Annotated in this window: 18 protein-coding genes; 5 read left to right on the top strand and 13 right to left on the bottom strand. The window is 65.5% G+C overall.

Features of this window, described 5'->3' with window-relative positions; translation table 11 throughout:
• Positions 1-15: 15 nt before the first annotated feature.
• Complete coding sequence (locus OCH7691_RS14380; protein ID WP_176245066.1) at positions 16-1461, top strand: sugar ABC transporter ATP-binding protein; 1446 nt, start codon at positions 16-18, stop codon at positions 1459-1461.
• Positions 1451-2290 carry a carbon-nitrogen hydrolase family protein gene (locus OCH7691_RS14385; RefSeq protein WP_085884221.1) on the top strand — a complete coding sequence of 280 codons (840 nt, stop codon included), beginning with the start codon at positions 1451-1453 and terminating at the stop codon, positions 2288-2290. Before OCH7691_RS14380 ends, OCH7691_RS14385 begins: the two co-directional genes overlap by 11 nt.
• A 22-nt stretch (positions 2291-2312) precedes the next feature.
• Here the strand turns inward: OCH7691_RS14385 and OCH7691_RS14390 are convergent, their stop codons facing one another.
• Positions 2313-3071: a flavodoxin family protein gene (locus tag OCH7691_RS14390; RefSeq protein WP_085884222.1), complete on the bottom strand. Its 759-nt coding sequence runs from the start codon at positions 3069-3071 to the stop codon at positions 2313-2315.
• A gap of 168 nt (positions 3072-3239) precedes the next feature.
• Between OCH7691_RS14390 and OCH7691_RS23330 the strand changes: the two genes are divergently transcribed.
• Positions 3240-4592, top strand: coding sequence for a GNAT family N-acetyltransferase (locus OCH7691_RS23330; RefSeq protein WP_217808006.1), 1353 nt, complete (start codon positions 3240-3242; stop codon positions 4590-4592).
• On the opposite strand, the gene OCH7691_RS14400 is transcribed toward OCH7691_RS23330, so the two are convergent.
• Genes OCH7691_RS14400 through OCH7691_RS14430 form a run of 7 tightly spaced genes read right to left on the bottom strand, consistent with a single transcriptional unit; the run spans position 4579 to position 10957 of the window.
• A complete protein-coding gene (locus OCH7691_RS14400) occupies positions 4579-5427 on the bottom strand; it encodes an alpha/beta fold hydrolase (protein ID WP_085884224.1) in 849 nt (282 codons plus the stop codon). The genes OCH7691_RS23330 and OCH7691_RS14400 overlap by 14 nt on opposite strands.
• A 16-nt stretch (positions 5428-5443) precedes the next feature.
• A complete protein-coding gene (locus OCH7691_RS14405; RefSeq protein WP_085884225.1) occupies positions 5444-6490 on the bottom strand; it encodes a 2,5-dihydroxypyridine 5,6-dioxygenase NicX family protein in 1047 nt (348 codons plus the stop codon).
• Between the two features lie 14 nt (positions 6491-6504).
• Positions 6505-7218, bottom strand: coding sequence for an ABC transporter ATP-binding protein (locus OCH7691_RS14410; RefSeq protein WP_085884226.1), 714 nt, complete (start codon positions 7216-7218; stop codon positions 6505-6507).
• The gene (locus OCH7691_RS14415) at positions 7215-7973 is read right to left on the bottom strand and encodes an ABC transporter ATP-binding protein (protein WP_085884227.1); all 759 of its coding nucleotides are present in this window, start codon (positions 7971-7973) and stop codon (positions 7215-7217) included. Before OCH7691_RS14415 ends, OCH7691_RS14410 begins: the two co-directional genes overlap by 4 nt.
• Entirely contained in the window at positions 7970-8857 is an 888-nt protein-coding gene (locus tag OCH7691_RS14420) for a branched-chain amino acid ABC transporter permease (RefSeq protein WP_085884228.1), read from the bottom strand. Before OCH7691_RS14420 ends, OCH7691_RS14415 begins: the two co-directional genes overlap by 4 nt.
• Positions 8857-9732: a branched-chain amino acid ABC transporter permease gene (locus OCH7691_RS14425; RefSeq protein WP_085884229.1), complete on the bottom strand. Its 876-nt coding sequence runs from the start codon at positions 9730-9732 to the stop codon at positions 8857-8859. The genes OCH7691_RS14420 and OCH7691_RS14425 overlap by 1 nt, the downstream gene beginning before the upstream one ends.
• A 7-nt stretch (positions 9733-9739) precedes the next feature.
• The gene (locus OCH7691_RS14430) at positions 9740-10957 is read right to left on the bottom strand and encodes an ABC transporter substrate-binding protein (protein WP_085884230.1); all 1218 of its coding nucleotides are present in this window, start codon (positions 10955-10957) and stop codon (positions 9740-9742) included.
• Between the two features lie 391 nt (positions 10958-11348).
• Here OCH7691_RS14430 and OCH7691_RS14435 point away from each other — a divergent pair, with 391 nt between their 5' ends.
• Together OCH7691_RS14435 and OCH7691_RS14440 are read left to right on the top strand one after the other, a co-directional pair.
• Positions 11349-12362, top strand: coding sequence for an aromatic ring-hydroxylating oxygenase subunit alpha (locus OCH7691_RS14435; protein WP_176245067.1), 1014 nt, complete (start codon positions 11349-11351; stop codon positions 12360-12362).
• A gap of 146 nt (positions 12363-12508) precedes the next feature.
• The gene (locus OCH7691_RS14440) at positions 12509-13447 is read left to right on the top strand and encodes a LysR family transcriptional regulator (RefSeq protein ID WP_085884232.1); all 939 of its coding nucleotides are present in this window, start codon (positions 12509-12511) and stop codon (positions 13445-13447) included.
• Between the two features lie 5 nt (positions 13448-13452).
• Here OCH7691_RS14440 and argE read toward each other — a convergent pair whose 3' ends face one another.
• Genes argE through OCH7691_RS14465 form a run of 5 tightly spaced genes read right to left on the bottom strand, consistent with a single transcriptional unit; the run spans position 13453 to position 17760 of the window.
• Entirely contained in the window at positions 13453-14634 is a 1182-nt protein-coding gene (gene argE / locus OCH7691_RS14445) for an acetylornithine deacetylase (RefSeq protein ID WP_085884233.1), read from the bottom strand.
• Positions 14631-15302, bottom strand: a complete 672-nt coding sequence (locus OCH7691_RS14450; RefSeq protein ID WP_085884234.1) for a DUF1028 domain-containing protein — start codon at positions 15300-15302, stop codon at positions 14631-14633. The genes argE and OCH7691_RS14450 overlap by 4 nt, the downstream gene beginning before the upstream one ends.
• Before the next feature lie 12 nt (positions 15303-15314).
• Complete coding sequence (locus OCH7691_RS14455; protein WP_085884235.1) at positions 15315-15731, bottom strand: RidA family protein; 417 nt, start codon at positions 15729-15731, stop codon at positions 15315-15317.
• Between the two features lie 13 nt (positions 15732-15744).
• Positions 15745-17202, bottom strand: coding sequence for a 4-hydroxyphenylacetate 3-hydroxylase family protein (locus tag OCH7691_RS14460; protein WP_085884236.1), 1458 nt, complete (start codon positions 17200-17202; stop codon positions 15745-15747).
• Positions 17203-17259: 57 nt separating this feature from the next.
• Positions 17260-17760: a flavin reductase family protein gene (locus OCH7691_RS14465; RefSeq protein ID WP_176245068.1), complete on the bottom strand. Its 501-nt coding sequence runs from the start codon at positions 17758-17760 to the stop codon at positions 17260-17262.
• Between the last annotated feature and the right edge of the window lie 48 nt (positions 17761-17808).

Genomic DNA, 17808 nt, shown 5'->3' on the forward strand with positions numbered 1-17808 from the left:
GTGGCGCTTAACGGCGTGGATCTCACCGCGGATGCGGGCGAGGTCCACGCCCTCGTGGGCGCGAACGGGGCGGGAAAATCCACCCTGATGAACCTGCTGTCCGGCGCCCAGTCACCGAGCGGCGGCGAGATCCGCATCGCCGGCCAGTCGATGCAGTTCGCCGGCCCGTCGGCGGCGCAGGAACAGGGGATCGCTACCGTCTACCAGGAGTTCAGCCTGGTCCCCCAATTGTCCGTGTCCCGCAATATCTATCTGGGCCGCGAGCCGAAGGGCGCGCTGGGCCTGATCGACGGTCGGGCACTGCGGACGCAAACGATCGCGCTACTGGAACGCTTCGGGCTGAAGCTCGACCCGGATGCCGAGGTCTCGACGCTGAGCGTGGCCGAACAGCAGCTCGTCGAAATCGCCCGCGCCCTCTCCTTCGAGGGCCGCATCCTGATCCTGGATGAGCCGACCGCCGTGCTGTCGCTGGCCGAACAGGAAAACCTGTTCGCGATCATTCGCCAGCTCAGGCGCGACGGCATGCTGATCCTCTATGTCTCGCACTACCTGAAGGAGGTACTGGCGATCGCCGATCAGGTGACGGTGCTCCGGGACGGCGAGAAGATCGCGACGCGCCTCACGAAAGGGCTCACCGTCGATGCACTCGTCGAGACGATGACCGGCGCGAGCGGCGCCTTCGACAAGGCGGCCGCGCCCCGCACCATGCGCGACGAACCGCCCTATCTCGTCAGCTACCAGGCCGACACCGGAACCAGCACGCTCACCCTCGCGGCCGGCGAGATCGTTGGCGTCGCCGGACTGGTCGGATCGGGCCGCACGACCTTTGCCAAGGCGCTCACCGGCAATCCGCTGCCGACTGCCATCGCCGACATCCGGCGCGCCGGCGAGAGCTTCCGCTTCGCCTCCCCCCGCGCGGCGATGCGCGAGGGGTTCGTCTATATCACCGAGGACCGGAAGCGCGACGGTATCTTCACCGAACTCGACATCGTCGCCAACGCGACCGCCTCGGCGCTGAACCGCCTCGGACGGGGGCCGCTGCGTGATGTCCGGCGGGAAAAGGCCGCGGCATCGGACATGCTGACGCGGCTCCGCCTGGTGGCCAGCAGTCTCGGCGCACCGATCGGCAAGCTGAGCGGCGGCAATCAGCAGAAGGTGCTGATCGGGCGCGCCCTCCTGACCGAGCCCCGCGTGCTGGTCTGCGACGAGCCGACGCGCGGCATCGATGTCGGCGCCAAGGCGGAAATTCACGAGATCCTGCGTGACCTCGCGGCAAGCGGCGTCGCCATCCTGGTGGTCTCGTCCGAAACCGAGGAACTGCTGGCGCTCGCCCACCGTATCGTCGTCATGCACGAGCGCTGCTTCGTCGCCGAAATGCCCGTCGAGGAAGCGGACGACATGAGGATCCTGCTCGCCGCTTCGGGCGGCGCGGAAGTCATGGAGAAAAACAATGGGAACTGAAACGCGTCTTCCGGCCGGGCCGGTGCGCGTCGCGGCCGGGCAGATGCATTGCGTGCCCGGCGATGTCGACGCCAATCTCGCCACCATCGAGGCGCTGGCGCAACTAGCTGCCCGCGACGGCGTGAAGCTCCTAGTCGTGCCGGAAATGGCGACCACCGGATATTTCATCGCCGACCGCCTCGACGGTCTCGCGGAGCCGGAGGATGGCCCGACGGCAATCCGGCTGGCGGCAATCGCGAAGGCCGCCGGCCTCTACCTCACGGTCGGTTTCGTGCTGGCGGACGGCGGGAAGATCTATGACGCGCAGCTCCTGTTCGGCCCGGAAGGACGGCGTCTGGCGACCTATCGCAAGGCCCACCTGTTTTCGGCCGAGCGCGAATGGTTCAGCGCCGGCGACACCCCGATGGTGGTCGAGACCGACATCGGCCGGATCGGCCTGACGATCTGCTACGACCTGCTGTTTCCGGAATATGTCCGGCGACTGGTCGACCTCGGCGCCGACATCATCCTCAACAGCACCAACTGGATCACCAACGACTTCCAGCGCGACGTCTGGGGCTGGAGCGGCCCGACCGTTCAGTCCCTCGCCGCGACCCGGGCGCTCGAGAACGGGGTCTGGCTCGCCATGGCCAGTTGCGTCGGTCCGGAGTGGGAATTCGATTCGATCGGCCATTCCTGCGTCGTCGCGCCGTCCGGCAGGATCCTGGCTTCGCTCGGCCACAGCCACGGCATCGCCGCCGCCGACGTGGTCTACCACAGCGACGACCTGGACCGCTGGAAGGCGGTCGCCACCTATCTCGCCGATCGCCGGCCGGAACTCTATCGCTGATCGCCGCGCGGTCGCCCGACCGCTAGGCCCGGTGCTCGGGATTCTCGTAGTCGAAGCGGCAGCCCGCCTTCCAGGCCTCGCGGTCGTTGCCGTGGTTCGGGATTCCGCCAAGTTCCTTGAGCATTCGCGCGAGGTGCATCAGGTTCCAGGTCATGATCGTGGCGTTGCGCTGCGTGAACTCGTTGTCGAACCCGGCCGGACCGTTGTCCAGTTCGTCGCCGTAGGACGGCCCCGGGCCGGCCTCGCCGATCCAGCCGCAATCGGCCTGCGGCGGAATGACGTAGCCCAGATGCTGCAGGGCGTAGAGCACGCTCATGGCGCAATGCTTGACCCCGTCCTCGTTACCGGTAACGACAACGCCGCCGACCTTGCCGTAGAACAGGCTCTGGCCCCTGTCGTTGAGCATCCCTGACATCGCGTAGAGCCGTTCGATGACGATCCGGCAAACCGAGCTCTCCTCGCCCAGCCAGATCGGCGTGCCGACGATCAGGATGTCGGCCTGTCGGATCTTCTCCCATAGCGTTGGCCAGTCGTCGCGTTCCCAGCCATGCTCGGTCATGTCCGGATAGACGCCGTAGGCGATCTGGTGCCCGGCGGCGTGGATATGCTCCACGGAAACGCCGTTCCGGCTCATTATTTCCTCGGCCACCGAGAGCAGGAGGCGGGTGTGGGACTGTTCCGCCTGTTTCTTGAGCGAGCAGTTCACGACCACGGCGCGGAGCCCGGAATAGTCGCTGCGGTTCTCGTCGCAGAGTCTGATCTGTCGTTCGTTGAGGGGCATGGATTTCCTCCTGTTTCCGAATCGGAATGACGCCCCTTCATTTAGGCAGCGATGCCCCCGGCCTTGTACCGGGGCCCTGCGCACGATCCCGTGAACGAACGCGGTCGATTGACACGCCCGACGAATCGGCTATGCGGTTCCGCGACCGATGTTGCCCTGGAAACCGACATGAAGATCAGCGCCTACGACCCCCGGGATGCCGGCCGCCTCGCCGAACTCTATACAGCGTCGGTGCACGGCCTCGCGCATACCCGCTATCGCCCCGCACAGCTCGCCGCCTGGGCGCCGCAACCGCCCGATCATGACGCATGGCGGCGACGGCTGGACGAGATCACGGTCCTTGTCGCGGAACTCGACGGCGAGCTGGCCGGCTTCATCGGCTACGCCGATGATGGTCACATCGACCTGCTGTTCGTGTCCCCGGCTTTCCCGCGCCGGGGCATAGCGACGGCACTCTATCGCGATGCGGAAACCCGCCTGAAGCGCCTTGGCGTGACCGCGTTCCACACCGAGGCAAGCGAACTGGCGCGCCCGTTCTTCGAGCGTCAGGGGTTTCATGTCGAGGCGCCCGAGACCGTCAGCCGCGGCGGGGTCGCGCTGCGGCGCTACCGTATGCGGAAGCTTGGCAGCCTCGTTCGGCCGGCGGAGCGGCGGGAGCAATTGCGCCTGAGTGATGGGCGGACCCTCGCCTGGCACGAATGGGGCTCCGAAGACGGCCTGCCGGTCATCTTCTGCACCGGCGCTGGAATGAGCGGTGCGCTCGGCTTCGGCCATGACGCGCTGCGTCATTTCGGTGTCCGGCTGCTCGCCGTCGATCGGCCTGGATTGGGGGACTCAAGTCCGCATCCGGGCAAGTCGCTGAAGAGCTGGTCGGCGGACATCGCCGAAATGACGAAGGCCCGGTCACTCGCAACATGTCGCGCGGTCGGCTTCTCGCAGGGCGCGCCCTTCGCGCTGGCGCTGGCCGCCGCGGGCGTCGTCGAGCGGATCGCCGTCGTCTCGGGACAGGACGACCTTGGCGATCCCGCGCTCTATCCACTCCTGCCGGCCGAGGTTCAGAGGCTCGTTGCCTCCGCGCGCGACGATGCCGACGGCTTCGTCGATCATCTTGCTGGCGTGGCGAGCGCCGACTGGCTGTGGGGCATGATCTCCGCGATGAGCGCCGAGGCCGACCGCCGCATCTACCTGTCGCCGGAATTCTCCGGTCTCTACCGGACCGCGCTGGAACAGGGATTCCGACAGGGCGCGGCCGGCTATGCGCGCGACACCGCGAACGCGCTCGGCCGCTGGCCGTTCACATCCGGGGAGATCGGGGTGCCCGTCGACCTCTGGTACGGCGCCCTGGACACCAGCCCGGTCCATTCGCCCGATTTTGGCCGCACGCTCGCGGCGCGGCTTGCCCGGGCGACCCGAACCGAGGACGAGGACGCCGGCAGCGCGATCCTCTGGACCCGTGCCGACGATATCCTCGCCCTGCTGGTGTCGGACCAGGATCGCCCGCGCCCGGTCAGCTCCAGGTGACGCCCGGGGCCTGGAAGCGACGGGTATGACCGGCGAGGAAATCCAGGATGATCGGCTCGAACCAGTCGGGCCGCTCGATATAGGGCGTGTGGTTGACGTTGCTCAGCACAACGAGGTCGGCCTTCGTCAGCACCGCGCGTGCCTTCCGTCCCTCTTCGACCGACACCGACTTGTCATCCTCGCCCCAGATCAGCAGCAGCGGGAAACGGCCCTGGAGTTTCGCGAGCCCGTCGAGAACCAGATCGTCGTTGTAGCCGGCCGCCATGTAATCCGCGAAGGCATTGAGCGAATCGACCGCACCCGGCGAGGTATTGACCTTCACGTCCTCGAGCACGAGTTCGTCGGTCACGAATTTCGGATCGGTGAAGACCCGCAGCAACCGGGAACGCATGGCCTCGAGGCTCATGTCGGCGATACCGGCCTTGACCGCGACGGGGCGCTCCGGCGGGATCGGGTAGAAGCCGAGGCTGCCGATCATGGTCAGCGCCGTGACCCGTTCCGGATGGGCGCAGGCCAGCGCACCCACGACATGGCCGCCGACCGACGTGCCGATCAGCACGGCTTTCTCGATGCCGAGGACATCCATCAGCCCCAGGACGAAATCGCGGTATCCACCGATCGACTGGCCGTGCGCCGGGTTCTTGGTCGCGAACCCGTGTCCCGGCATGTCGGGGACGTAAACCTGATACCCCTGGGCGGCGATCTTTTCCGCCGTCGCCTTGAGCCGATCCGCGCGCGAGGTCAGGCCGTGGATCAGGAAAACCGGCGGACCCTCGGTGCCGGCAACGAAAAGCCGGGTAACGACCGGACCGACCGCGATGGGATAGCAGATCATCGGAAGAGCCTTTCAATCACGAGTAAATCAGCTGGACTGCCCGGGCACGTTCGGCCAGCGCCGGCGGGCCCACAATGATGCCATTCTCGAGGATGGTCTTGCCGTCGATGACCAGGGTCTGGCGCATGATGATTCCGTCCGGATGGTTCTCGCCGCCGCCCGGCTCCCACCAGGGTTTGCCGAGGCCGATCGCGTTGGCGCCGGGCACCCGGATATCCTCGATGAAGCAATTGCCGCGATAGCGCGCGGCAGGATTGAGCCCGACGGAAAAATGGATCACGTAGCCGTAGCCGTCGCCCCCGCCGGCGCGGCGTAGCGCCCGATCCATCACGGCAGCCTCGGGTCCCCGTTCGGCAATACCGCGGACCAGCCCGTCGACCTCGAGCGTCAACGGCGTGGCAAGCGGCGTGTAATATTCGTGCATGGCCGCCGTCACGCGAATGGTCCCGCGCACCGATTCCAGTTCGGGCAACAGCACGACGGAACCGGGCACCGTGTTCATGCCCGGCACATTCGCCTGCCGCCTCTTGCCCTGGGTGCCCTTCGACAACACGAAACTGACGTCGGTGCCGAGCGGATCGGTGACCCGGCACTCCTTGCCCTCGGCCTTCGCGATCAATTCGTCGAGTGCCGATTGCAGGGCGAACAGGCTGTCAAGGTCGACCCCGCCATAGAGCCGGGCCAGCGCCGCGCCGTCGACCCCGCCTGCGCCCAGGCAACGGACCCGCCCGGCCTTGAGTGCGAGGTCATGCGCGTCCGAGCCGGCGAGGAACGGATGCGTCAGGTCGATCCAGGCATCCGCCTCCTTCATGGCCGCGGCAAGGGTATCCGGGACATAGGGATCAGCGAGTTTTCCCTGGAACGGCAGCTTGGGGATCATCGCCAGCATCGGCCGGCCGCCGGCATTGGCGGCGGCGTTCATGATCGCCTCGATCGCCGCCATGTCGGTCGACGTGTCGGCGGTGAGCAGCAGCCCCTCGCCCGCCGAGAGCGCCATGTGGTCGGTGACCAGGAGATGCGCTGCCCGCTGCAGCGCCGGACCATGCGGTGAGAATCCCGTCATACCAGTCGCTCCGTTCAGTGTGTCGATCCGTCCTGGCCGAGATAGAGGGCAGCCATATCCGGATTTGCCAGAATGTCGCTCGCCTTGCCCTGCATGACGACGCGGCCAAGATCGAGGATGTAGCCTCGATCGCTGATCTCCAGGCTCTGCCGGGCGCGCTGTTCGATCACCAGGGCCGCGACACCCAGACCCGGCAGTCGCCTGATATGATCGAAGACCTGGGCCGCGAGCGCCGGCGAGAGCGCCGCCGTCGGCTCGTCGAGAACCAGCAGTTTGGGATTCGGCATAAGCGCCCGCGCAAAGGCCAGTTGCTGGCGTTCGCCGCCCGACAGCGCGCCGGCGCGGACCATCCGCCGTTCGGCGAGGCCGGGGAACAGCGCCATCATCTCGGCTACCCGGGACTTCCGGTTCCGGACGCCGGCCATGACCTGGAGATTCTCCAGCACCGTCAGTGACGGAAAGACATTGGCGACCTGTGGCACGTAACCAAGCCCGAGCGAGACCCGGGTCTCCGGCGCTAGGCGGATGATATCTCGGCCGTCGAATTCGACGACCCCGCGACAGCGCGGAATGATCCCGGTGACCGTCTTGGCAACGGTCGACTTGCCCGCCCCGTTGGTCCCGGCGACGGTGACGATCTCGGCCGCCTCGACATGGATCGCGATCCCGCTGACGATGTCGATCTCGCCATAGCCGGCCGCGATGTCCCTGAGTTCGAGCAGGCTCAAACCGCACCTCCCGTGTAGGCTTCGCGAACAACCGGATCAGCCAGCACATCGGCCGGCGTGCCGTCCATGAGCATGCGCCCCCGGTCCATCGCGTAGAGATGTCCGACCAGTCGCGACAGCGCCGCCAGGTTGTGCTCGACGATCAGGAAACCAATGCCCTGCCCGTTCAGGGTGCGGATATGGTCGGAGATCTCCTCCTGCAACACCGGATTGACGCCGGCGAACGGTTCGTCGAGCAGGATCATCTTCGGCTCGGCCATCAGCACCCGACCCAGCTCGATCAGCTTTCTCTGGCCGCCCGAGACCTGGCCGGCGAGCGAATCCCGAACCGCGTTCAGATTGAGGAAATCGATGATGGCATCGGCCCGCTCGCGGATCGCGGCCTGTTCGGCCCGGGCGGCGCCGGCGCCGAAAAAGGCGCCCCAAAGCGTCTCGCCACGTTGACCCGGTGCGGCGGCGGCGAGATTCTCGCGAACGGTCAACTTGCTGAACGGGCGTGGAACCTGGAAGGTGCGCATCAGCCCGCGGCGTGCCCGCGCGACCGGCCCGGTGCTTCCCAAGGGGCTGTCGGCGAAACGGACCTCCCCGCCGTCGGCGGGCTCGAACCCGCTGACCACGGCGAACAGTGTGCTCTTGCCGGCCCCATTGGGTCCGATCAGGCCAATGAGCCCGCCATCCGGCACTTCCATCGACACATTGTCGAGGACGCGGACACCGCCCAGCCACTTGTCGACGTTGCTGATCCGCAGGCTCATGACTCGTCCCGCTTCACCATCAGCCCGTTCGGCCGGTAGAGCACGAAAAGCACGAGCAGGAGTCCGACCAGCGCGAGGCGCAGACTGGCCATCTCGACCTGCATGACGTTCGGCAGCAGATCGCGCACGACGCGCGAGCCTTCCAGAATACCGATCAGCACCCCGGCCCCCACGAGCGAGCCGCTGATCGACCCGGCCCCGCCCAGGATCATCGCCATCCAGACGTAGAAGGTCACCAGCGGCAGGAACTGATCGGGAACGATGTAATTCATGTAATGGGCGTAGAGCGCACCGGCGATACCGGCGATGGCAGCCCCGATCATGAAGACGCGCACCTTGACCCCGGCCGGGTTCTTGCCCAGCGCCTTGACGGCCACCTCGTCGTCCCGGATCGCCTGGATCAGCCTGCCGAACGGGCTCCGCACCAGATGGCGGATCAGCAGGATCGCCAGTACCACCGCCGTCACGACGAGGGCGAGATAGGCGAGTTCCGCGTTGCCGCCGATTCCCAGCGAGGCGAAGGGGCGCGGAATGCCGGGCAGGCCCTGCACCCCGTTGGTCAGCCATTCCTCGGCCGTGATGACCACCCTGACGATCTCCGAGAAGGCAAGGGTGACGATTGCCAGGTAATCCTCGCGAAGGCGCAGCGCGAGAAGACCGAGCGGCCAGGCCGCCAGCGCGGCGAGGGCCGCGGCGGCCGTAAAGCCGACGACATAGGGCATGCCGTTCAGCGAGCAGAGCGCCGCCGCGTAGGCGCCGATCGCAAAGAAGCCGACATGGCCGAAATTGATCAGCCCGGTGAAGCCGAAATGCAGGTTGAGGCTGAGTGTCAGCAGCGCGTAGATGCAGAAGACGATGGCGACAGCTGTAATATAGGCCAGCATCAGCGCACCCGTTCCACGCGACCGAACAGACCCGCGGGCCTGACCGCCAGGATCACCACCAGCACCATGAAGGCCAGCCCGATCTTGTAGGTGAAGCCGAGCACCGGCGTCGACATCTCCTGGGCAATGCCGACGACCATGGCGGCCAGCACCGCGCCGGCCGGGCTCCCCACGCCGCCGAGAACGGCAGCCGCGAAGGCGGGCAGCAACATGTTCCACCCCATTTCGGGCATCACCACGGTGCGCACGCCAAGGACCATTCCGGCGACACCGGTGACGAAACCGACCAGCAGCCACATGACGAGATAAACCCGGTCGACGTTGATGCCGCTTGTCCGCGCGAGCGTCAGATCGTCGGCCACCGCCCGCATCTGCCGACCGATGGGCGACAGGAAGAGGATCGCCATGACCAGCAGGACGCAGACGAGCGCGACCCCGCCGAGCCAGAGATCGTAGGATTGCACCGGTATGCCGGCGATCATGATCGGCCGCACGATCGGAAGCTGGAACACATACTGGTCGTGTCCGGCGAAGAACGACAGCACGCTGCGCACCAGGATCGCCAGCCCGATCGAGGCCAGCAGCGGCGCCAGCATGCCGCGACCGCGCAACGCGCGGAACACGAACAGATACAGGGCCAGTGACAAGGCCATGCTGGCGCCGACGGCAGCCAGCCCTTGCAGCCAGAGACTGCGCAGGCCGGACTGCTGCACGGCGATCCCGGCATAGGCGCCGACCGTCATGAGATCGCCGGTGGTCGCGTTCGGGAAACGTCCGACCGCGAACACCAGGTTGATGGCCAGCGCCGCGAGGCCGATTGTCAGCCCCTCGACCGCGCCGTTGATCGCGAGGCCTACATAGTACGCGTACCCCATACCCGCACTAAAGCGACAGCATGTACTGGTACTCGAGCGCGCCGCTCCGCAACTTGGACAGTTTAAAGAGCGGTTTCACGTCGCCATGTTCGTCGAAGTCGAGCGGGCCGGACGCACCCTCGTAATTGATCTCTTCGCCCGCGGCGAGCAGCTTCTTGCCTTCGGCAAAACCGCTCACCACTTTGCCGCCCGGATTGGACACCTTCCGGAGATTGGCGGCGATCTTGGTGTTGTCGGCGCCGGGGCCGGCCGCCTCGATCGCCAGCGCCGTGCACTGAACCATGTCGTAGGCGCAGGACGCGTAGAAATTCTCGCCGACGTCGCTCCCCATCTCGTCCTGGTAACGCTTCGAGAAATGGGCATAGGCGGAACTGTCGAGCGACGAGACATAGTCCACCGCCATCAGCCCCTCGACCGCCTCGGCGCCGAGCGATTCGGAAAGCTTCGGCGCAATCGCGTAGCCCGGACCGATGAACCGGACATCCGAACCCATCTGCCGCGCCTCCCGCACGATGATCGTCGTGTCCGGCAGGTAGGAACCGAGCATGATGATCTCGGGCTTGGCTGCCAGGATCTGCTGCAGCTCCGATCGATAACCCGGTCGATTGGGCTCGTAGACCACCTCCGCGACCAGCGAATGGCCCTTCTCCTCCCACCCGGACTTCACGCCGGCGACGAGATCGCGGCCGGAGGCATTGTTGAAGGCCATGGTGGCGACCCGGGTCAGTCCCTCTTTCTCGATGACGCCGGAGATCGCCCGGCCGCTACGAATACCCGTCGTCGAATAGCGATAGACGAGATCCTTCGTATCGAGCGTCGAAATCGACGCGGCGCCCGAGTTGGTCATCAGGATGACGTTCGCTGCATCTGTCAGCGGCATGATCGCAAGGGTGACGCCCGACGACCATGTCCCGAATATCGCGTCGACCTTGTTCACCTCGATCAGCTTCTTGGCGGCGAGCACACCGGCCTCCGGCGCGGTCTGGGTATCTTCCGCAAAGACCTCGAACATGCGGCCGGCCGCGCCGCCCGCATCGTTGACTTCCTGTGCCGCGAACAGAATGGTTTTCTGCGTGCCGCTGCCATACGGGCTGCCCGCGCCGGTAATCGGATTGAGCGCACCGATCCGGTAGGGTTCGGCCGCCCGTGCAAAGCCGACGGGGGCCATCGCCGCCGCCAGGCTGGCCGCGCCGGTGAGCATGATTTCGCGTCGATTGAATCGCATCCCAAACGCCTCCTGATTGATTTAGGGCCTCGCACCAGCCCATTTTTTGTATGACAATCCTAAACTGAGAATGTCATCATGTTCAAACATTTTATCAACAAATTACTAGCAAAAAGTATTTGTATTCAACTCATCGGTTTGGCATGATATACCATCTGGCGCGCCTCCAACACCAACTTAAGGTTTTGATATCCCAATATCTTAAGCACAGGAGGCTGTCGTTTATCGGGTACGGGGGTAAATCGATATGACTATTGAAGCTGGATCGGATGGATCACGCTTAAAAATTGAAATCTCATCTATCAGACAACCTCTGACTGAGGCATCTCATCTCCCATCCGATTACTACACTTCCCCCGAGATCTTCCGACTGGAACAGGAACGCCTGTTCATGCGCGACTGGATTTGCGTGGCGCGCGAGGAGGAAATCGCCGAGCCGGGCGACTTCCTGACCCTGAACATCATCGACGAACCCGTCGTTGTTGCGCGGAACGAGGCCGGAAACGTCAGCGCCTTCTCGAATGTCTGCCAGCACCGCGGCGTGGCCGTCGTCCAGGGGCGCGGCAACCGCAAACGTTTCTCCTGCCCCTATCATGCCTGGTCCTACGATCTCGACGGCAAGCTCGTCGCCGCGCCGCATATGGGCGAAGCCACCGGCTTCGACCCCAAGACCTGCCGCATGCCGCAGCTGGGCGTCGGCCTGTGGGGTGGCTTCGTCTTCATCAACCTCGCGGACGAGCCGATGCCGTTCAGCGACTTCATCGGACGATTCGCCGAGGAGTTCGACTATCTGAGACTGCAGGATTGCCGTCTGGCGGAGCGGATCGAGTTCGACTTGCCGTGCAACTGGAAATTCGTGGCCGAGAATCTCCTGGACGCCTACCACGCCCGCGTCGCCCATGCGAAATCGTTCGGAAAATACCGGGACACGGTCGACTACTTCAAGGATCTGCCCGGGCAGGACGGCCTGTTCGGCGAATACAATTCCTCGGCGCTCGTTCCCGGCGGCCAGAGCCTGTTCGGCAACATGCCATGGCTGGAGGACAAGCCATCGACCTTCGCCTGTCTCGGCCACCTGCCGCCGAATCTGCAGCTGTTCGGCCGCTGTGACAACGCGGTCTGGGACGCCATCTGGCCGATCAACCCGGATCGGACGATCCTGCATCTGAACATCCTGTTCCCGAAGGACCTTTTCAAGCGCGACGACTTCAAGGCAAAGCTCGGGATCTACGCCGATTTCCAGAGGCAGGTGATCGAGGAAGACCGCGATCTGGTGACCTCGTTGCAGCGCGGCGCCTATTCCCGGAAATTCGTGCCGGGGCGGCTCTCCACCCTCGAGCATGGCATCTACAATCTCATCAACTACCAGATCGACCGGCTGTCGGACGCCGACGGCGCGACGTGACACGAACCACACTCGAGGCAGCGCCTCATTGAAGACGACCCCTTTCCCGGGGACGGTGGCGCCGCCCCCTTCCCGTTCGGAATACTGCCCGCCCGCCGACTTCGCGCTTGCGCCCGAGCCGGCCCTTGCATCAGTATTCCGGAACCATGCACGACATAGACAATAATTTCCCGATAAAGTTCACCGTCAAGCATGTCCGCTATTTCGTCGCTGTGGGCCGTACCGGCAGCGTCACGAAGGCGGCGCAGACGCTGAACGTCTCGCAGCCCTCGATTTCGGCGGCAATCGCCCATCTCGAGCAGGTCTTCGGCATCCAGCTCTTCATCCGCCATCACGCGCAGGGGCTGTCGCTCACCCCGTCCGGGCGGCAACTGTTCGTCGAGGCGCAGCAGTTCCTGTCGAATGCCCGCGACCTGCAGCAACTGGGCGTCGAACTGAACGGGCGGCTGACCGGGCGGCTCGACATCGGCTGCTTCCCGACCGCCGGCCCGGCCTACATGCCGAGCCGCATCAAGGGCTTCGCGGTCGAGCAGCCGGATGTCACGGTGGTCCTTCATGAAGGCCACCAGGAATTTCTGCTGAACGGGCTGACGAACGGCCGCTTCGAGATCGCGATCACCTACGACCTGCATATCGACCAGGCGGTCGTCTTCGAGCCGCTGCTGACCCTTCCCGCCTACGTGATCGTGAGCGAGGATCACCGCTTCGCCGAACGGGCCTCGCTCGACCTCGCCGAACTGGTCGACGAGCCGCTGATCCTGCTCGATCTGCCGCTGTCGCGGGACTATTTCCTTTCGCTGTTCTTCAATGCCGGCCTGCGGCCAAAGATCGCCTACCAGACCACGTCGCTGGAAATGGTCCGCGGCCTCGTCGCCAACGGTCTCGGCTTCTCGCTGCTCAACTCGCGCGTCGCCATGACGCTCGCCCCGGACGGCAAGCCCTATCGCTGCATTCCGCTGGAGAACGACCCACCGGCGCTCCGGCTGGGCATCGTGCGGCTGTCGGAGGCTAAGCTGACGCGCAAGGCGGCAAGCTTCGTCGACTTTTGCCGCAGCTCGATCGGCGACGAGGAGATCCGGGCCTAGGACGGCTAGCGCGGGACGCCGCCCGCGATCAGCCGCGCGGTCAGGCGCTCGAGAAAGCGGTCGCCGGCGGCGAACTGATCCTTCGCGATGAACTCGTCAGGCTTGTGGGCGTCGGAAATGTAGCCCGGCCCGCAAACCACCGTCGGGATCCCGGCGTCGCGCTGGAACAGGCCGGCCTCGGTGCCGAAATCGACCTTGCCGAGCGCATTCGTGCCGGCCAGCCCCTGGACGAACTGGACCGCGTCATCGTCGGCCGGGATCTGCAGGCCGGGATAATCGATGGTGGTGTCGAAGTCGATGCCGCAGGCTTTCGAGACGGTCTGCATGCGCGGCTCCAGGCTGTCGCGCGCGAAGCTCCGGACATCCTCGGCGATCGCCGCCCCGTCATGGGCCGGGATGTAGCGGATCTCCCAGTCGAAGACGCATTCGTCGGGCACGATATTGAGCGCGGTTCCGCCCTGGATCGTGCCGACATGCACGGTCGAATGCGGCACACCGAAGCCCTCCTCGAACGGCCCGTCGGCTGCAAAGCGGCGCGCCATCTGCTTCATGTGCGCGATAAGCTCGGCGGCATACTCGACCGCGTTCACCCCCTGCGGCGCCAGGCCCGAGTGACAGCCGAGGCCGCGAACCCGGGTTCTGAAGGCGAACTTGCCCTTGTGGCCGTTGACCACCGACATCCCGGTCGGCTCGCCGACGATGCAGAGCCGCGGCCGTACCGGCAGGGTCGCGAGGACGGGAATGAGTTCGCGAACGCCGAGGCAGCCGACTTCCTCGTCATAGGAAAAGGCCAGGTGGACCGGCGCCTTGAGGTCGCTCGCAAGGAGCTCCGGCACCCGCGCCAGAACCAGCGCGATGAAGCCCTTCATGTCGGCGGTGCCGCGCCCGAACAGCTTGCCGTCCCGCTCGGCCAGCCGGAACGGCGGGTCCGTCCAGTCCTCGGCCACGGCGGGAACCACGTCGGTATGGCCGGAAAGTACGATGCCCGCGACATCGCGCGGGCCGATCGTCGCCAGCAGGTCGGCCTTGCCGGTCGAGGGTCCGGACACGACCCGTGCCTCGACGCCATGCTCACCGAGATAGCTGGCGACATATTCGATCAGTTCGATATTCGGCTTGTGACTGGTCGTGTCGAAGGCGACCAGGCGATCGAGGATCGCCGCCGCGCGGTCCGGGAAGGCGCTCATCGGGCGTCGGCGGCGGTGAAGGATTCGGCCCGATCTGGATCGAGCGCGCGAACCAGATAGGCCTCGATCTGCGGCTCGTACTCGGTCCAGTTGGCGGCGATCCGGCCGAGCGGATCGTCATCCCAGTCGACCCTGAGATCGGCGATCGGCCAGCGCGCGCGGTCGGCCACCATGACGCCGGCGGAACGGACCGGCGATTCCTCGCCGCCGGCCGCGAGCCCGGCCCGGAGCCCGGCGATCAGGCGGGCGCCGAGATGGCCCTTCGAGGCGAGGAAGCCGGCGACGATCGCCCCCGGCACGCCGTCGTTCGACAAGAGATTCCCGACCGACACGCATCCCGGCCCCTCGGCGCTGGCGCTCAGGCCGAGCGCCTTGCCGCCGGTGAAATGCGCGGTCTCGCCCTTCGCGTCGACGAGCGCGAGCTGGCGCCATTCGCCATGCCCGGAACTCGCCACGAGGGCCTGCATGGCGGCGCCGGCGCCGACCCCGTCCTCGAGCATGTCGAGAGCGCGACGACCCAGGCGCGGATCGGTCACGTTCTGCGACAATGCCGCCCCGACCCCGGCACGGGCGAAGGCACAGCGGCTCGCCACGCAGATACTGGAGGACGTCACCGCGACCCCCAGCATGCCGGTATCCGGGCACCGGGCCGCGATCGAGAATGTCATCCGGTCTTCCTTTCAGTCACGTCGATCCGGGATCACGGCGATCACGTCGATCTCCATCAGCCATTCGGCCTTTGCGAGCGCGCTCACCACGACACCGGTCGACACCGGATATACCCCCTTGAGCCGCTTTCCGACAGCCCTGTAAACGGGCTCCCTGTTTTTCGGATCAGTGAGATAGATGGTGATCTTGCAGATATCACCGAGCTCGGCGCCGGCATCGCCAAGCAGGGTCTCGACATTCGTCATCGCCTGTTCGGCCTGCGCGCCCGGATCGTTTCCGCCGACGAGATTGCCGTCGAAATCGGTCCCGACCTGGCCGCGCAGGAAGACGATGTTTCCCGCCCGGACGACCTGGCACAGATCGTTGTCGAGATCCTGGTCCGGGTAGGTGTCCCTGGTATTGAACTTGCGAAAGCGATCGTGCGCCATTCTGTCCTGCCGCCTATTTCACGCCCATGACGCGATCGGAGAGGTCCGCCGAGCGGCGAACGAAATCGAGCGGGCCGGAAAAATCGAAATTGTTGTAGACCGCGTTCAGATGGGCGAATGGCGGCGACTGCGCGAAAAGCTCGAAGGTCAGGCGATGGCCCGCGTAGTCCGAGTTCAGTAGGTCGCGTGCATAGGCCAGGAGCTTGCGCCGGTCCTCGGCGACCCAGTTCTCGTTCACCGAGTAGTATTTCGCCAGCCAGGGCGCCAGTTCCGGATCGTCGAAGGCCGAGCTGTCCGGCGTCAGGCAGATCTGGCCGCCGCAAAGCTCGCGGGCCAGATGCATCATCTCCGGCAGCTTGCTGATCGCCTGCACACGCCCGGTATAGAGCAGCGACTGGTTCGGCATCAGCAGGCCGGCCGGGCTCTTCTCGGCGAGCGCGATCGACGCCGTCAGATGGGCATTGATGGTCTCCCGCCAGCAGGCCAGCGTGGCCAGCTTCTCGCGGACCGCCTGCTGCTTGTCGAGGCCGGTCTGCCGGACGTTGTGGAGCGCCGTTCCGATCATCATGTCGGCGAGGGTGAGCACGCGCTGGACAAACGGGAAGGCGCTGTAGCGATGCAACGTGCTGCGGATGAAGGTCGCCGCCTTGGTGTGGCGGTAGAACAGCACGTCCTCCCACGGGATCAGGACATTGTCGAAGATCACCAGGGCGTCGATCTCGTCAAAGCGGTTGGCGAGCGGATAGTCCTTCGCCGTCCCGCGGCCGGCGAAGCCGCTCCGGCAGATATGCCGCAGGCCCTTCGCCCCCAGGTCCATGATGAAGCCGACCGCGTAGTCCGACAGCGCGTCGTCGCCCCAGTTCGCGATCGTCGGCTTGACGAATGCCTGGTTGGCGTAAGCCGCCGCCGTCTCGTACTTGGCGCCGCGCACGACGATGCCGGCATCGGTCTCCTTCACGACATGCAGCAGCATGTCGGGATCCTGGTCCTGCGGCCGCTTCGAGCGATCGCCCTTTGGATCGGTGTTGCCGGAGACGTGGAACGGATCGGCCCGAAGCGCGCGCGAGATATGCTTCTCGATATTGCGGGTGAACTGCGGATCGACGGCGTCGAGCACTTCCTTGCCGTCGTACAGCGACCAGACCTCGCCGATGGTTTCGTCGCCGACGCGAATGACCACGCCGCCGATATCCTTCATGACCGTGTCGACGGCAACCCGCTTGTCTTCCCAGTCCTGGCGCTCGTGCGGCAGCCGGAGACCGATCGCGTTGCGGCTGTTCGTCTCCTCTTCCACGTAGCTCATGACGTCCTGATGCTGCTCGTCATGGGCCATGTCGTAGATGCGTGCCCGAACATCGACGATCGGCTTGAACGCCGGATGACTGGTGACGTCCTTGACCCGTTCGCCGCCGATCCAGACTTCGCGCCCGTCGCGGATCGACTCCCTGTACTCCTCGCCCGTTCTGATCATCTTCTTTACTGCTCCCGATCCGGAATTCTGGTTTCTCTGTTTCTCGTGGCGCGTCGATTACGGGCTGAGTGCCATCGCCCGACAATAATTCTGGTTCGAATAGACCAGCGGACAGCCATCGGCGACGCGGATGGCGGCGACTTCCCCGATGAAGATCGAGTGGGTCCCCTGGACGACGCTCTCCGTGAGCCGGCAATCGAAGCCGACAAGCGCGTCGCGCAGCATCGGGCTCCCGGTGACGGCGGCATCCCATTCCCAGTCCGCGAAGCGCGCCGCTGGCGACTTGCCGGTCCGACCGGCGAAATCGTCCGCCACCATCCACTGGCTGTCCCGCAGCAGGCTGACCGCGAAGCAGCGGTTGGCGAGAATCGCCTTGGCAGTCCGGCTCTCGTAATAGACGCATACGAGCAACGAGGCGACGTCGGCGCTGACCGGAACCATGGCGCTGACGGTCGCACCTTCGATACCGTCGCGCCCTTTCGTGGTAACGATGGTCACACCGGTCGCGGCGCGACGCATGCCATCCAGAAAGTCGTCCTTTGCGACAGGACTACGCATTGCTATTGGCTGCTGCATGAGGCGGTTCACCTTTTGCCATGAACCACT

This window comes from Oceanibacterium hippocampi, assembly GCF_900172325.1.
In the GTDB taxonomy this organism is placed as follows: Bacteria; Pseudomonadota; Alphaproteobacteria; order Sneathiellales; family Sneathiellaceae; genus Oceanibacterium; species Oceanibacterium hippocampi.

What these genes read in the sequence shown, in the direction of transcription:
- OCH7691_RS14405 (WP_085884225.1), bottom strand. Translation starts at nt 6,490, where the DNA reads ATGACGGGATTCTCACCGCATGGTCCGGCGCTGCAGCGGGCAGCGCAT.
- OCH7691_RS14455 (WP_085884235.1), bottom strand. Translation starts at nt 15,731, where the DNA reads ATGGCGCACGATCGCTTTCGCAAGTTCAATACCAGGGACACCTACCCG.
- OCH7691_RS14425 (WP_085884229.1), bottom strand. Translation starts at nt 9,732, where the DNA reads ATGGGGTACGCGTACTATGTAGGCCTCGCGATCAACGGCGCGGTCGAG.
- OCH7691_RS14450 (WP_085884234.1), bottom strand. Translation starts at nt 15,302, where the DNA reads ATGACATTCTCGATCGCGGCCCGGTGCCCGGATACCGGCATGCTGGGG.
- OCH7691_RS14465 (WP_176245068.1), bottom strand. Translation starts at nt 17,760, where the DNA reads ATGCGTAGTCCTGTCGCAAAGGACGACTTTCTGGATGGCATGCGTCGC.
- OCH7691_RS14460 (WP_085884236.1), bottom strand. Translation starts at nt 17,202, where the DNA reads ATGATCAGAACGGGCGAGGAGTACAGGGAGTCGATCCGCGACGGGCGC.
- OCH7691_RS14400 (WP_085884224.1), bottom strand. Translation starts at nt 5,427, where the DNA reads ATGATCTGCTATCCCATCGCGGTCGGTCCGGTCGTTACCCGGCTTTTC.
- OCH7691_RS14435 (WP_176245067.1), top strand. Translation starts at nt 11,349, where the DNA reads ATGCGCGACTGGATTTGCGTGGCGCGCGAGGAGGAAATCGCCGAGCCG.
- OCH7691_RS14415 (WP_085884227.1), bottom strand. Translation starts at nt 7,973, where the DNA reads ATGAGCCTGCGGATCAGCAACGTCGACAAGTGGCTGGGCGGTGTCCGC.
- OCH7691_RS14390 (WP_085884222.1), bottom strand. Translation starts at nt 3,071, where the DNA reads ATGCCCCTCAACGAACGACAGATCAGACTCTGCGACGAGAACCGCAGC.
- OCH7691_RS23330 (WP_217808006.1), top strand. Translation starts at nt 3,240, where the DNA reads ATGAAGATCAGCGCCTACGACCCCCGGGATGCCGGCCGCCTCGCCGAA.
- OCH7691_RS14430 (WP_085884230.1), bottom strand. Translation starts at nt 10,957, where the DNA reads ATGCGATTCAATCGACGCGAAATCATGCTCACCGGCGCGGCCAGCCTG.
- OCH7691_RS14385 (WP_085884221.1), top strand. Translation starts at nt 1,451, where the DNA reads ATGGGAACTGAAACGCGTCTTCCGGCCGGGCCGGTGCGCGTCGCGGCC.
- OCH7691_RS14420 (WP_085884228.1), bottom strand. Translation starts at nt 8,857, where the DNA reads ATGCTGGCCTATATTACAGCTGTCGCCATCGTCTTCTGCATCTACGCG.
- OCH7691_RS14440 (WP_085884232.1), top strand. Translation starts at nt 12,509, where the DNA reads ATGCACGACATAGACAATAATTTCCCGATAAAGTTCACCGTCAAGCAT.
- argE (WP_085884233.1), bottom strand. Translation starts at nt 14,634, where the DNA reads ATGAGCGCCTTCCCGGACCGCGCGGCGGCGATCCTCGATCGCCTGGTC.